The sequence below is a fragment of the Robbsia andropogonis genome (assembly GCF_034047095.1).
Classification (GTDB): domain Bacteria; phylum Pseudomonadota; class Gammaproteobacteria; order Burkholderiales; family Burkholderiaceae; genus Robbsia; species Robbsia andropogonis.
On the sequence record NZ_CP139166.1, the window covers coordinates 532,449 to 545,293 of the forward strand.

13 protein-coding genes are annotated in these 12,845 nt (G+C 57.6%); 5 read left to right on the forward strand and 8 right to left on the reverse strand.

The features are described from left to right. Window positions 1-33: 33 nt before the first annotated feature. The 7 genes from SJQ66_RS07475 to SJQ66_RS07505 form a co-directional block, all read right to left on the reverse strand. The gene (locus SJQ66_RS07475; RefSeq protein ID WP_320534179.1) at window positions 34-1,155 is read right to left on the reverse strand and encodes an NAD(P)/FAD-dependent oxidoreductase; all 1,122 of its coding nucleotides are present in this window, start codon (window positions 1,153-1,155) and stop codon (window positions 34-36) included. A 64-nt stretch (window positions 1,156-1,219) separates the two neighbouring features. Beyond that, complete coding sequence (locus tag SJQ66_RS07480; protein WP_320534147.1) at window positions 1,220-2,614, reverse strand: FAD/NAD(P)-dependent oxidoreductase; 1,395 nt, start codon at window positions 2,612-2,614, stop codon at window positions 1,220-1,222. Beyond that, window positions 2,611-2,958, reverse strand: a complete 348-nt coding sequence (locus tag SJQ66_RS07485) for a (2Fe-2S)-binding protein (protein ID WP_320534148.1) — start codon at window positions 2,956-2,958, stop codon at window positions 2,611-2,613. The genes SJQ66_RS07480 and SJQ66_RS07485 overlap by 4 nt, the downstream gene beginning before the upstream one ends. A 67-nt stretch (window positions 2,959-3,025) precedes the next feature. Continuing rightward, window positions 3,026-3,823, reverse strand: coding sequence for an ABC transporter permease (locus SJQ66_RS07490; protein WP_024903268.1), 798 nt, complete (start codon window positions 3,821-3,823; stop codon window positions 3,026-3,028). A gap of 7 nt (window positions 3,824-3,830) precedes the next feature. Then, window positions 3,831-4,703 carry an ABC transporter permease gene (locus SJQ66_RS07495; protein WP_024903267.1) on the reverse strand — a complete coding sequence of 291 codons (873 nt, stop codon included), beginning with the start codon at window positions 4,701-4,703 and terminating at the stop codon, window positions 3,831-3,833. Further along, the gene (locus tag SJQ66_RS07500) at window positions 4,696-5,787 is read right to left on the reverse strand and encodes an ABC transporter ATP-binding protein (RefSeq protein ID WP_024903266.1); all 1,092 of its coding nucleotides are present in this window, start codon (window positions 5,785-5,787) and stop codon (window positions 4,696-4,698) included. Before SJQ66_RS07500 ends, SJQ66_RS07495 begins: the two co-directional genes overlap by 8 nt. A 56-nt stretch (window positions 5,788-5,843) precedes the next feature. After that, window positions 5,844-6,920 (reverse strand): ABC transporter substrate-binding protein, encoded by a 1,077-nt coding sequence (locus SJQ66_RS07505; protein WP_024903265.1) that lies wholly within the window; start codon window positions 6,918-6,920, stop codon window positions 5,844-5,846. A 128-nt stretch (window positions 6,921-7,048) separates the two neighbouring features. Here SJQ66_RS07505 and SJQ66_RS07510 point away from each other — a divergent pair, with 128 nt between their 5' ends. Both SJQ66_RS07510 and SJQ66_RS07515 read left to right on the forward strand, forming a co-directional pair. After that, the gene (locus tag SJQ66_RS07510) at window positions 7,049-7,969 is read left to right on the forward strand and encodes a LysR substrate-binding domain-containing protein (protein ID WP_024903264.1); all 921 of its coding nucleotides are present in this window, start codon (window positions 7,049-7,051) and stop codon (window positions 7,967-7,969) included. Window positions 7,970-8,043: 74 nt separating this feature from the next. Continuing rightward, window positions 8,044-8,349 (forward strand): substrate-binding domain-containing protein, encoded by a 306-nt coding sequence (locus SJQ66_RS07515; protein ID WP_024903263.1) that lies wholly within the window; start codon window positions 8,044-8,046, stop codon window positions 8,347-8,349. Between the two features lie 93 nt (window positions 8,350-8,442). Here SJQ66_RS07515 and SJQ66_RS07520 read toward each other — a convergent pair whose 3' ends face one another. Next, window positions 8,443-9,315: a GNAT family N-acetyltransferase gene (locus tag SJQ66_RS07520; RefSeq protein ID WP_036009570.1), complete on the reverse strand. Its 873-nt coding sequence runs from the start codon at window positions 9,313-9,315 to the stop codon at window positions 8,443-8,445. A gap of 333 nt (window positions 9,316-9,648) precedes the next feature. On the opposite strand from SJQ66_RS07520, the gene SJQ66_RS07525 reads away from it, so the two are divergent. The 3 genes from SJQ66_RS07525 to SJQ66_RS07535 all read left to right on the forward strand — a co-directional run bounded on the left by SJQ66_RS07525 (window position 9,649) and on the right by SJQ66_RS07535 (window position 12,684). Continuing rightward, on the forward strand, window positions 9,649-11,133 hold the full coding sequence (locus SJQ66_RS07525; protein ID WP_024903261.1) for an aldehyde dehydrogenase family protein: 1,485 nt from the start codon (window positions 9,649-9,651) through the stop codon (window positions 11,131-11,133). A gap of 117 nt (window positions 11,134-11,250) precedes the next feature. Then, window positions 11,251-11,919: a haloacid dehalogenase type II gene (locus SJQ66_RS07530; RefSeq protein WP_024903260.1), complete on the forward strand. Its 669-nt coding sequence runs from the start codon at window positions 11,251-11,253 to the stop codon at window positions 11,917-11,919. Window positions 11,920-12,000: 81 nt separating this feature from the next. Beyond that, complete coding sequence (locus SJQ66_RS07535; protein ID WP_320534149.1) at window positions 12,001-12,684, forward strand: helix-turn-helix domain-containing protein; 684 nt, start codon at window positions 12,001-12,003, stop codon at window positions 12,682-12,684. Window positions 12,685-12,845: the final 161 nt, after the last annotated feature.

Consider the following 12,845-nt stretch of genomic DNA (forward strand, 5'->3'; position numbering starts at 1 on the left):
GTTACCTGCAAGTGATGAATAATCGATGAAGCGTTATGCGTTCAGCGTAGGAAAACGAAAGCGGTCGATGGCGAAGGCATCCAGGTTCAATGACGCGTTGCCGTCGAGAACCAGTTCCGATACCAGCTTGCCACAGCCTGGGCCCATCTGAAACCCGCTGCCGCAATAGCCAAATGAGTAGGTAAGGTTGGAGGCCTGCTTGCTTCGCGAGATGATCGGAAGAGAATCCTCGGTGAACGCCTCCACGCCAGCCCACGCCCGATTGATGCCGAGATTGCGAAGATGCGGGAACAGATCGGTGACCGTCTGTGCGCTCTTCACCAAGCGCGCAAAGTCGACTTCGCCATGCCGCCCCGGCAGATCCGCGATGCCGATCAGCTTGCCGCCGATAACGACCGTCCCGTTGTCGAATTGCTTAAACGACAGCGGACGCCCGGTTGCACCCAACGTTGCTCGGCAAAACGGCGCCGTACGATGCGTGACCATCAGCATCAATCCCTCAGGATGAACCGGGACAGGTTCCCCAACCTGTTCCGCAAGCACACCGGCCCATGCGCCGGCTGTCACGACCAGATGATCCGCAGAGAAAGTCCCGGCCGCTGTCCGTGCGTGCCACCGCTCACCCTGTTGCGTGATCTGCGTGACGGGTGTGCCTTCATGGAAGATCGCACCGTTCCGTTGGGCGGCGCGCCGGAATGCCGTGGTGGCTCTGTACGGCAGCGCATAGCCATCCGCTTCAACCCAGATTGCACCGGTGACATGGGGTGCGAGGTGAGGCTCCAAGGCCAGGACTGCGTCACGCGCGATGATCTTTTCGTGCGTGAAACCGTGTGCCCGCAACAGATCCACGCGGTCCTGGCACGTTTTCAGTTCGGCTTCGTTTTCGGCAATTTTCATCTGGCCCGAAGCGACGAATCCCGCATCGTCGCCGACCAGTTCCGGCATCCGATGCCATATTTCACGCGACATCAACGAGAGCGGAATTTCGGCAAGGTGGCGTCCCAAAGAGCGGACGCCACCCGCGTTCACGCCAGAGGAATGCCGTCCTACATAATCAGCTTCCAAGACGGTCACCCGTACGTCACGTTGCGTCAGATGGAAGGCACTGCTGGCGCCGTGTATACCTCCCCCCACCACCAGGACGTCGGTATGCATGGTCGCCCCGGCATCGGCTGCGACGCTATGCGTGGTGCCGGGCAAGGTGGGCGCAAGGTATGGCTTACTCACCAGCAAGCTCCCCCAATGTCAGTGGCTTGATAGGTGGCCGCAGACGAAAATAGCCGACTGTTTCTGGTGAGACATTGCGCGCATCGGCGATGAGTTCCGTGACCGTAAGGCCGCACATGCGGCCCTGACATGGCCCCATGCCGCATCGTCCAAAGGACTTGACTTGATTGGGCCCGGTACATCCAAGACCGACGAAATCCCGAATCTGACCTGCCGTCACTTCCTCGCAGCGACAAACTATCACGCTGTCCTCGGGAATGCGATTCGCCTTTCTCGGGCGGTAAAGGCTGTCCAGGAATGGCCGGATGCGGAGGGTGCGGGTAAGCGCCCGCTGGAGTTCGTCGAGTCGACTATCGCGCGACGTTGATTCGGCGGCGCCGAGTTGAGTGGCAATTTCCCACGCCACCTTTTCACCGCCGAGTATGGCTGCCTGCGCGCCGCCAATGCCGGCACCGTCTCCTGCAACGAAGATGCCGCTTGCGTCCGTTTCTCCCCAGGCGTTGGTCACAGGCGTAAAACAGAGCTGCGCATCGTCCCACCGATGGCGCACGCGTAGCGCATGCGTGAATTGCGTATCGGGCACCACGCCCTGATGTAGCAGGATCACATTGGCGTCGATTCTGTGGGCTTTGCCATTGACGGAAAAGTGCAGCGCCGCGGCATGCTCGTATCCTGAAGGGTCTATGCGGCCTTCGATGCCAAGCGTGTCCGCTGCTTCGAAGATGGGAACGCCGCTATTCCGTAGTTCACGCAGCATCCGCAATCCTTTGCCAAGTGCGGGCCAGGAACGCAACGCGGCAAGAATATGGCGTTTCGCGCGCCAACGGTCTTTGTGGCGCGTGGTGTCGACCAAGGCGCGGATCGGGATGCCGGCTTGCAGATATTGCCATCCCAAAAGATAAAGCAGCGGACCGCACCCAACGAGCACGGGCGGATCGCCAGGCACCTGACCGGCACTTTTCAATAGAATTTGCGCCGCACCGGCGGTCAAGACCCCTGGCAGGGTCCATCCCGGAATCGGGAAGGGCCTTTCCACGGCACCGGTGGCCAGCACGATGCGTTTGGCCGCGAAACTGGCGACCTTGCCATTTTTAAGGTAATGAACGTTTTTCTCGCGGGTGACCTGCCATACCGAAGCATGCGGTTCGTAGCCTGCGCCGGATGCGGCGAATGCTCTCGCCAATACCGCACCCGCCGCATAGTCTTCGCCGAGCATGGCCCGCCGATTCGCGTCGCTGCGTTCAATAGCACGATAGATTTGTCCACCGACGGCCGCTTGTTCGTCGAGCAATACCACGGACAGCCCTTGGATGGCAGCCCGCGTCGCCGCGGCCAGTCCGGCAGGTCCCGCTCCGATGACGACGACATCACGCGCTTCATGGCTCATCGCGCTACCTCCCCCTTGGAGGCGATCGGATTCAGCTCGTGTGCGCCTTCTTGTGATCGGATACGCATGCCATCCCGCGCCTCAATCAAACAGCTTTGCCGGCTTGGGACGCCATCGACCTCGACGAGGCATTCAAAGCATGCACCCATCATGCAATAGGGTGCGCGCGCCACCCCGGACACGGAGCTCGATCGAAAGCGTTGTATGCCGACGGCAAGCAAGGCCGCCGCAATCGACCGTCCGGATGGAACGGAAAACGGCTGGTCGTTAAACCAGATGGTGATCGACTCAGTTGACACAGGCGCCAGCGACGGTAGCGTGATGAATAGCGGTTTGGTAGTCATGGCAGGGTAGATTTCACGGCGTTTCCGGTGGAAATACAAGCATCGCGCTAGGCGGGTCGGCGGAGCGTCATCGTGCCTCACCGATCAGAATGCGATCCAGGCCGACCAGACGGTCCATCAGTATCATGAGGACGACGGTACCAAAGATGATGACGGTGGATACGGCGGCGACTAGCGGATCGATGGTCTGGGCAATCTGGTTGTACATCGCGACCGGAAGCGTAGTGGTGCCGGGCGTGGCCACGAAAATCGTCATCGTCAATTCGTCGAAACTCTGAATGAATGCGAGCAGCCAGCCACCGGCAATACCGGTACGGATCATCGGGAGTACGATACGGCGAAACACGGTAAAGCGGCTGGCGCCACATGAAAGCGCTGCATTTTGTGCATCCCGGTCGAGGCCGATGGCCGATGACAGGATCAGACGCAGCGCATAGGGAAACACAATGATTACATGCGCGGCGGTGAGCGATGCAATCGAGCCGTTCAACCCTAGCAATGACAGGAAACGTAGGAAAGCAATGCCCAGCACGACTGCCGGGATCATCATCGGCGACAGCAGGAAGCCGCTGAGCGCGCCGCGTCCGGGAAAGCGGTAGCGCGCGATGCCTAGCGCGGCTGGTGTGGCCAGCACGACGCCGATGGTGGCCGAGGCAAATGCGAGCTTGATCGAAAGCCAGAACGCGTCGATGATGTCCTGATTCTGCGCGATGGATCTGAACCATCTCAGTGACGCACCATCGAAGGGCATGGAAATATAGCCTTTCGCCGTGAAGGACACGGCGATTACCGCAATCAACGGCGCCGCGATAAATACCAGAAATAGCGCATTGAATGCGAGTCCAACAGGGCCGTTACGTTTCATCGCTCACTTACTCGAAGATATGCTTGTAACGGCGTTCCGCCAGGCGGCTGCATCCCATGACAATGGCGACGTTCGCGATCAGCAACAATACGGCGATGGTCGCCCCCAATGGCCAATTCAACGTTCCAAGGAATTCATCATAGGCCGCGGTTGCCACCACTTTCAGGCGGCGCCCCCCGATCAGTGCAGGTGTTGCAAATGCTGAAGCAGACAGAGCAAACACGATGATCGATCCTGAGAGAATCCCTGGCATCAGTTGGGGAAGGACCACGCGTCTCAAAACGGTGAGGGGCTTTGCGCCCATTGACAATCCGGCCCACTCGACTTGCAAGTCCAGCTTTTGCAGGTTCGCCCAGACAGACATCACCATGAACGGCACAAGTACGTGGGTAAGCGCAATCGTGACACCGATCATCGTAAAAACCATTCGGACGGGAGCGGACGTGATATGGAGCGCCTGCAGCACGTCGTTGACGATGCCGTTATTTCCAAGCAGGATTTGCCATCCCAATGTCCGAACCACGACCGAGATGAGCAGTGGCCCGAGCACCACGAGAAGGCAAAGTGATTGCCACGGTTTTCTCATCCGTGCGAGGACGATTGTTTCTGGCACGCCCAGGACGATTGCAAGGAAGGTTACCGATATCGCCAGGCCTGCGGTACGCAAAAAGATCTCTCCGTAATAGGGGTCGGTGACGACCTCGATATAGTTTGCGATCGTGTAGTCGGGCAGGGTGCCGTGCGTGTTGCTGAAGGCGTGGAATGAGAGGATAAATATGAGTAGCAATGGCACCAGTAGCAGGCCGCAAAATAGCAGTAATGCCGGAAAGGACAGTAACCATGGCGTCGCGCCGGCGCGTGTTTGCTCGACATTAGCCATGGAGAGGATCCTGATCGAGGACGCGTAAATCGTCGTCGGTCCAGTGCAGGCCGACGTGAGCGCCTTCGTCCGGCGGCAAGACGCCGTCATTTGGACGGGAGATGTTGATCTGGCCTAGTGGCGTGTCGACTTGCAAAAGCCATTGGTTGCCGACAAATACGCGTGTAACAATCACGCCCTGTGTCCTTGCCGGACGGGGCGTGCCGTTTTCTGAAGAGGTATCGCCATGCAGATGGACTTTTTCAGGACGCAGGTACACATGGACGTCGCCCTGGACCAGACGTCCTTCATGGGGAACGGTCATCATCGTTCCTGTCACATCCACCTCCGCGCAGCGTAGATTGCGTCCCGTGACCTTGCCTGAGAACGTATTGATTTTTCCCAGGAACGACGAGGCAAAGGGGGTTTTGGGGCGCTCGTACGCTTCGAATGGCGTGCTGATCTGGGCAATGCCGCCGCGATGCATCACGGCAATCCGGTCGCTCATCGTCATGGCTTCCACCTGGTCGTGCGTTACCAGGAGGGTCGTAATCCCGAGCTGGCGTTGGATGCCGCGTAACTCGATGTGCATCTCGTCGCGAAGCTTGGCATCGAGGTTCGACATCGGCTCGTCGAGTAACAATAGCGCCGGTCGCATCGCGAGGGCCCGGGCAATGGCAACACGTTGCCGTTGACCGCCCGAAAGCTCCTTTGGGTAGCGGCTATTCAGTCCCGTCAACCGGACTAGTTCAAGCGCTTCTTCGATTCGCTTGCGTCGCTCGGCCTTCGGCACACGTTGCATCTCGAGGCCGAAACCAACATTACCGGCCACACTCATATGCGGAAAGAGCGCATAACTCTGGAACACGATTCCCATGCCGCGTTTTTCCGCGGGCAAATGCGTAATGTCGCGTCCGTCGAGGTGAATGCTGCCGGTGGTCGGCGTGACGAAGCCGGCAATCATTTGCAGTGTCGTCGTTTTTCCGCACCCTGACGGGCCCAGCAGTGATACAAACTCTCCGCGTTCGACGCCAAGATCGATCTGCTCGATCGCCGTGTAGTCGCCGTAGCGTTTCGAGATGCCCTTGAGAGTCAGGAAAGTCATGGGTTCTGTAATGTTCGATGACCGGACGTATGCCACGTATGGCCGGTCTGGTGTACTCAGCGTTCGACGTTACGATTCCAGCGTTGCGTCCATTCGTTCCGGTGCTGATTGATCGTCGCCCAGTCCATCGCCACCAGTCTTGATACTTGCTCCGGGCCATAGGGTACTTTCGCGGCCACTTCCGGGGTCAACTTGACGTTCCGATTGGTTGGGCCAAAGCCTACCGCCTGCGCCTGCAGCGCCTGCACATCGGTGCTCAACAGATACTGGATGAATTGTTGCGCGAGAGCGTCCTGGCCGCTACCCGCCACGGAGCACGCCCCCACTTGCAACGCGACGCCGCCTTCCTTGGGATAGAAGAATTTCAATGGGAAACCGGTGTTCTGCAGGGCGACCGCACGACCGCTGCCATAAGGCGCGATAATGACGTCGCCACTTTGCATGAGGCCGTCCATCTCGCCCGGCGTGGTGGGCCACGACAGCACATTCGGGGCTACTTGTGTCGACATCACCTTGAATCCGGGGTCGATATCCTTTTCACCGCCGCCATTCATACGGGCCAGCATGACCAAGGCATGGAGGCCATAAGTGTTGGTGATAGGCGGGACGCCCAGCTTACCTTTGTAATGCGCATCCGTCAGCGCTGCCCACGAGTCCGGCGGCGGCAGGCCTGCTTTCTTGAAGGCATCGGCGTTGTAACCGATTCCGGTGGCGACCATTCCGATCCCCACTGATTCCGGACCCAGCTTGGCAATTGGATACAGTTCCTTCATGACTGGCGCATCCTGCAACTTCGCGCATAAACCCATCTGCATCGCTTGATACATCGGACCATCGTCCATGATGGCAACGTTGATCTGTTCGTGACCTTTTTGCGCTTGCAGCTTTGCCAGCGTGTCGCTGCTGTTGCCGGCAACGTAGACAATCTTGACGTCATGCGCTTTTTCAAAGGGCGGGATGATTTTTTTCTGATACAGGTCCTGGCTTGAGCCGCCCACATTGGCCAGATACAACGTGGTCTCGGCGTGGGCGGTGGCGCCATGCAGCGCACCGAGGCAGGCGAGGGCGGTGATCAAGGAGGTGAGGCCCGGCTTCAACGATGCGCGGCGATGGATGTGCTGCGTATGCTGCATGGACAAACTCCTGAATGGCGGGATGAGGCCGGAACTGCGGGATCGACTCTCAGTTTCAAATAGTCAATACATAGCGTCCAATAAGAATAAAATGCCAATCTATACCGAATTGATATGGGTTGGCGACGATGAATCTGAAACAAATCGAGGCGTTCCGAGCGGTGATGGTGGCGGGATCGATGACAGCGGCCGCGAAAGATCTTCACACCTCGCAGCCGAATATCAGCCGGCTGATTTCGCAACTGGAAGGAGCGGTCGGATTGACCTTGTTTGAACGCTCGGGCGTCCGGCTCATTCCCACCACCGAAGGCAACGCGTTCTACCGGGAGGTGGAGCGCGCCTATGTCGGGCTGCAAGGTCTTTCGCTCGCCGCCGCGCAGATCAGGACGCTCGGCAGTGGCAGATTGCGTATTGCTTGCGTCCCCTCGGTCGGCATGACCTTGGTGCCGCGCGCCATACAGCGTTTTCAGGAAGCCCATCCAGGCGTTACCGTTAGCTTGCATGTGAACACCTCGGGAACGGTCAACCACTGGGCCAGTTCGCAGTTTTGCGATATTGGCATCGCGGTGTTCTCGAGTGAGGCGTCGACTTGCGAGACGGTATTCCTGGCCAGTCACGCGGCCTGTGCGGTACTGCCCGCTGGTCATCGTCTTGCCAGCAAGGCGGCGATTACCGCTCACGACTTCGAGGGCGAGGCGTTCGTTTCCTTATGTAACGGGGATGGCACGCGTACCCTGATGGACGATGTCTTCGAGCGTGCCGGGGTGACCCGGGTGTTAGCCGCTGAGGCGCAATATACGGCCATCTGTTGTGAGATGGTGCGACTGGGCATGGGCGTGACGCTCGCGCATCCGATTGTCGCGCGGGACTTCGCGGGCAGCAATATTGTCATCCGGCCGTTCAAGCCGGAGGTGTTTTTTCCAATCTATTTGCTCTATCCGTCGAAACAGCCAACGGATCGGCTCACACTGGCTTTTGTCAGCGTCTTGCGTCAAGTACTTGCCGAAGTGACCGCGGAGGCGAAAAATCTGGCCAAGCGTCGCCACTGAAAGAAGCGGTAATCGCGCATTGGCGTAGGGCCGTTTTTGTTGATCTGGTGTCTGGATGCGTTGCGCCACAGAGCATGCAAAATCGTCTCCTCAGGCGAATGTCCATGCGACTCGTTCGGGCGCCTGCTGGTGTGCTGGTTGGTAAGCTGATTGCGGAAGGGGCGGTGACACTCGGTTTTCAGCAGCTTGCCGATTCTACGAACGTCTCTGGCATTGCCGTCTTGGACCCGTTACCGGATGATGTTCAATTGCATACCGTGTTGTCGGGCGCGATATGCCGCGCGGCCAAGCATGCGGACGTTGGAAGGCATTTTTTGTCTTTCCTCGTGTCGGAGCCGGCTATTGCAGTGAAGCGTGCATTCGGCATGGCACCAGCCTAGCCGTTTGAATTGGCCGCGCCGGCTTGGGCCTGTCGCGTCCGCCATCCATATCTCCACCGTGCCGAACGCGCATCGAATATCGTGCTGGCCGGGTCAGCCCATCGCCTGGTTCAAGATGGCATAGTGCGCGTAGACCGTTTCTGCCGGGCGGGATGCCGCGTGACTTTTCCCGGCATGGCGCACCATTTTCACGCCCGTATCCACATTGGCAAGGCCGCACTCGATAAGCCAAGCGCTGAGCGTGGGATTGCCCGGAACGTCAACACGGATGAAGTCACCTTCGTGCCGTGCAAGCCAATACGAAATCAATACCTTGGCGCGTCTATCGTCGGTGTCTTGTTCGGCGAACACCGGACCGATCACGTAACCACGTCCGAAGCGTCTGAAGAAAGCGGAGCCAATGATGTTCCCATTGCGTTCCAATACCACGGTCTTAGCCAAGCGATACAGCGCGGCAAACGTCGCACTGTGATCGATTCCGGTGCTGATGCGCGCGATCTCGATGATGCGAGATAGATCGTCCACTGTCCCTTCGCGCAAGGTTTCGCCTTGAGCCGGTGCTACCGCAGTGATGCGTCCGACAATATTTTGATGTTGGGTGACGCTGCCGCAAGCTTGAAAGCCCAGTTTCTCATAAAGAGGTTGTCCCGCCGGTGTTGCGTGTAGATAGCATGTTCGTTCGCCGACCGCATTCAGGACGCGCGTCATCAAATCCCGCCCAATTCCCCTGCCTTGGGCGTCGGGCGAGACAATGACAAGGCCTAAGGCGCCATTGTGATCGTCAAATGTCCAACATAGCGCCGTTCCGACCACTTCGCCATTCATCTCCGCGATAAACCCGGTTCCAAGATTCGCGGCAAATTGCCAATCCTCGAGTCGATGAGGCCAGCGGACAGCTTGCGATAGGCGATGCGCCGCCGGAAAGTCGGCGGTCACCAGGTGGCGATAGGTTGTGGGCAGATTCATGCTGGAACGGGACGCTTGGTCAGACACGGGAAGCTCCTGAAGGAAGAGCATCACAATATCTCATTTTATTGAACGTATTTCCAGTCCGGTGAATACCTTGGTTCTCATGCGCTTACTGCCTAGACAGTGAAATTCGTCGAAAAACCATCACAGCGTCGGCCTTCTCGTCATGGTTTTTACAGATAGCGTTTATTTTGACATTCACTATAATGAACCATATCGATTGCTACGCTACCGACCTGCCAAAGGCTTTCTTGACGATGCGCGTGACGGCGATTGATGAGGTTGTGTTTACTTCCATTACGGTTTTCTCTCTGGATTGACATTCGCCGCATGACGCTCTCCTTTCTGGACTTTGATCCCGCCGGCATCGTTTTACCCGCAGGCCATTTCATCGGCGCTAGCTACCTGGATCCGCGTGAGCCGCTGATCGATGTGCAGCGCGCTTGTGACGGTCAAGTCGTCGGGTGCATACCCGATGCGTCCGATGAGACGGTCGATCTTGCAGTCCGCACTGCGCGCGACGCTCTCCGGGCAAGTGGCTGGGCGTCACGTGCGCCGCGCGAGCGGGCTCGCGTGCTATTGCGATGGGCGCAACTGATTGATATGCATACGGTCGAGCTCGCGCGATTGGAAGCCCTGAACTCTACGCGTCCTGTGGCGGAGGCTTATACGTCCGATGTGCCACTTACGGCGGAAGTCATTCGTTTTTTTGCGGAACTCTCTGACAAGGCGGGCGGTGACGTTGCAGCAACTCGTCAAAGCAGTCTGGGTTTTATCGCGGCTGAACCGTATGGCGTCATCGGCGCGATCACCCCGTGGAATTTTCCGCTTTCCATGTGCTCCTGGAAGTGTGGGCCAGCGCTGGCCGCGGGAAATGCCGTGGTATTGAAGCCATCCGAGTTGACACCTTTTTCGACAATGCGACTCGCTGAACTGGCGATCGAGGCAGGAATACCCGCGGGTATTTTCAATGTCGTGAATGGTCGGGGTGCTGGTGCGGGCGTTGCGTTGACGCGTCATCCCGATATTGCAAAGGTGAGTTTCACCGGATCGACGAAAACCGGGGCGTCGATCATGAGCGATGCGGCCTTGCACGGTACCAAGCCAGTGACACTGGAGCTGGGAGGGAAAAGTCCGCAGTTGGTATTTTCCCAGGTCCACGATCTTGAGCAGACAGCGCGCTGCGTCGCACGAGGATTTATCGCCAACGGCGGACAGGCGTGTGTCGCGGGTACGCGATTGATCGTGCACAAGGCGCTGGCCGAGCCGCTCGTGGAAGGGATACGGCGTCAGTTGGACAACGTCGTACCGGGACCTACCTGGTTATCAAGTACAAGTTACTCGCCCATCATCAGCCGGACTCAGGCACATCGTATTCGCGACATGGTTGCGCGGAGTCTGGAGGAGGGCGCTGAAGTGTTGCATGGCGGGGGCTTTTTCGAGGATACCGCCGACGGATATTTTTATCGACCGATGTTGCTTGGCAACGTGACGTCGGCAACCACGGCCGTTCGCGAAGAATTGTTCGGCCCTGTCCTGACGGTCCAGACGTTTGAGGATGAAGACGAGGGCATCGCATTGGCGGGGCATCCGACATATGGATTGGCTGCCGGCATTCATACCAGTGATATCGGCCAGGCGATGCGTGCGATGCGCGGCATTGCCGCTGGAACCATTTGGATTAATCGGTATGGCCGCAGCGGCGACATGATCATCCCGACCGGCGGATTCAAGCAGTCGGGAATCGGCAAGGATCTGGGGCGTCAGGCCTTCGAATCGTGCCAACGCTATAAAAGTGTATTGATCGATTTTTAATACGATTTGCGGTAATGCAGGCGTTGCAGCCGGTTTTTTTAGCAAAGGAGATCCACGCTCTCAGGCGGATCCTTCCCAGATGAATTGCATCACTTTGCCTATCGACAGGACCTTATGATGATTGATTTCGAGCCAAAATACATTACATTCGATTGTTATGGTACGTTGACCAACTTCCAGATGGCGGAGGCGGCACGTGCCCTGTATGCAGACAAGCTCACGCCGGCGAAGATGGCTGAATTCGTTGAATTTTTCCGCGGCTATCGACTCGACGAAGTACTGGGCGACTGGAAGCCGTTTCGCGATGTCGTGGTCAATGCGGTACGTCGTACGTGCGAACGCACCGGGGTTCCCTTCGACGCCGCCGGCGCCGAGGGTATTTACAATGCAGTGCCGTCGTGGGGACCCCATCCGGATGCGGCTGCCGGATTGGCGCGGTTGGCGTCCAAGTACAAGCTCGTGATTCTGTCGAACGCCGCGAACGAGCAGATTCAGAGCAATGTGGACAAGCTGGGCGCGCCGTTTTACAAGGTGTTCACAGCGGAGCAAGCGCAAGCGTATAAACCGCGGCAACAAGCTTTCGAATATTTGTTCTCGGAACTCGATTGCAATCCGCAAGACGTGCTGCATGTGTCGTCCAGCTTCCGATATGACCTGATGACCGCATACGATATGGGCATCAAAAACAAGGCTTTCGTTAATCGCCAGCACGAAGCCTTGAACCCGGCCTATGAAGTAAACGAGGTCAAGGATCTTCCTGCACTCGCTACCTTGCTTGGCCTATAAATCGCGGGGCGGGCCGATGCGCGACACGCCTCGCGATCTTTTCGTTCCTGGCAGTTCCTCAAGGCATTGAATCGCAATACGATGAAAAAGATTTCGCACGAAGACGATCGACATTTCAAAGACAGCCCATCGTCTCCGCAAGTCGACGTAACCGTGTCGGACGGTGCGACACCGCTGTTGGATCGTACAGAGGCAAATCAGTTGGGTGTGCGTCTGCGCGACATGCGTCAGAAACGTGGTCTGTCGCTAAAAGTGCTTGCGCAGCGTAGCGACGTGTCCGTTGGCATGATCAGTCAGATCGAGCGGGGCCTGGCCAATCCGTCCGTGCGCATTCTCGAACAGTTGCGCGTTGCGCTGGACGTGCCGTTGACGACACTGCTGGAAGGTGATGACGTGCCGGTAGGCGTTCAGTCAGTGCCGGACTTCGTACGAAGAGCGGATCAGCGGCCGCATTTCACCGTGACGGCAGGTGGATTGTCAAAGGAGCTGTTGTCGCCGCATGGTCAACATGACTTGCAGTTCATGATCATTACCATTCCCAGTGGTGCGCGATCCAAGGAGATATTGCTGGGTAGTGGCGAAAAAGCCGGCATGGTGTTGGAGGGTACCATCGTTTTGACGGTCGGCGGTCGGTCGGAAGAGATTGGGCCCGGCGATAGTTTTCAGTTCAACAGTGAATTGGCGCATAGTGTCGAAAATATCGCGCGTCGTACGGCAAGGATACTGTGGATCATGAACGTCCGCCCGCCTGTGGTGCACTTGTAAGCCGTACGCCTTGCCAGAGACAGACGATAGTCCGCGGCATTGAAGCAATGACTGTGGTCGATATGTGCATCGAGGTAGATCACAGCAGGATCGCATGCACATTGATTTTTATTTTTTTTGAAAAATGGAAAAATTAATGGTGTAGGAATCCTAGTTAAAAA

Excerpts from the sequence above, each read along its gene's own strand:
- SJQ66_RS07505 (WP_024903265.1), bottom strand. The coding sequence starts at position 6,920 with ATGCAGCATACGCAGCACATCCATCGCCGCGCATCGTTGAAGCCGGGC.
- SJQ66_RS07480 (WP_320534147.1), bottom strand. The coding sequence starts at position 2,614 with ATGAGCCATGAAGCGCGTGATGTCGTCGTCATCGGAGCGGGACCTGCC.
- SJQ66_RS07500 (WP_024903266.1), bottom strand. The coding sequence starts at position 5,787 with ATGACTTTCCTGACTCTCAAGGGCATCTCGAAACGCTACGGCGACTAC.
- SJQ66_RS07510 (WP_024903264.1), top strand. The coding sequence starts at position 7,049 with ATGAATCTGAAACAAATCGAGGCGTTCCGAGCGGTGATGGTGGCGGGA.
- SJQ66_RS07530 (WP_024903260.1), top strand. The coding sequence starts at position 11,251 with ATGATTGATTTCGAGCCAAAATACATTACATTCGATTGTTATGGTACG.
- SJQ66_RS07485 (WP_320534148.1), bottom strand. The coding sequence starts at position 2,958 with ATGACTACCAAACCGCTATTCATCACGCTACCGTCGCTGGCGCCTGTG.
- SJQ66_RS07475 (WP_320534179.1), bottom strand. The coding sequence starts at position 1,155 with ATGCATACCGACGTCCTGGTGGTGGGGGGAGGTATACACGGCGCCAGC.
- SJQ66_RS07495 (WP_024903267.1), bottom strand. The coding sequence starts at position 4,703 with ATGGCTAATGTCGAGCAAACACGCGCCGGCGCGACGCCATGGTTACTG.
- SJQ66_RS07535 (WP_320534149.1), top strand. The coding sequence starts at position 12,001 with ATGAAAAAGATTTCGCACGAAGACGATCGACATTTCAAAGACAGCCCA.
- SJQ66_RS07525 (WP_024903261.1), top strand. The coding sequence starts at position 9,649 with ATGACGCTCTCCTTTCTGGACTTTGATCCCGCCGGCATCGTTTTACCC.
- SJQ66_RS07490 (WP_024903268.1), bottom strand. The coding sequence starts at position 3,823 with ATGAAACGTAACGGCCCTGTTGGACTCGCATTCAATGCGCTATTTCTG.
- SJQ66_RS07520 (WP_036009570.1), bottom strand. The coding sequence starts at position 9,315 with ATGAATCTGCCCACAACCTATCGCCACCTGGTGACCGCCGACTTTCCG.
- SJQ66_RS07515 (WP_024903263.1), top strand. The coding sequence starts at position 8,044 with ATGCAAAATCGTCTCCTCAGGCGAATGTCCATGCGACTCGTTCGGGCG.